Below are 230 nucleotides of genomic sequence, written 5' to 3' on the forward strand. Positions count from 1 at the left end.
CAGGAACTGGTGAAGGTATTGAGCACAGAGATGCCAGAGCGCAATTTCGATTATCTGCTTAATCAGCGCGGCATGTTCAGTTATACCGGTTTAAGAACCGCTCAGGTTGACCGACTACGTGAAGAATTTGGTGTCTATCTCATCGCCAGCGGTCGCATGTGTGTCGCCGGGCTTAACGCGCAAAATGTGCATCGCGTGGCAAAGGCGTTTGCTGCGGTGATGTGATTTTA

General features: G+C 50.4%; 1 protein-coding gene. It reads left to right on the forward strand.

Annotated elements, in window-relative coordinates:
• A partial coding sequence (locus QP437_RS10555) for an aminotransferase class I/II-fold pyridoxal phosphate-dependent enzyme (RefSeq protein ID WP_285267808.1) occupies window positions 1–225 on the forward strand: 225 nt, incomplete at its 5' end.
• Window positions 226–230: the final 5 nt, after the last annotated feature.

Source organism: Haemophilus sp. UMB1048 (assembly GCF_030218125.1).
Lineage (GTDB): Bacteria > Pseudomonadota > Gammaproteobacteria > Enterobacterales > Pasteurellaceae > Haemophilus_D.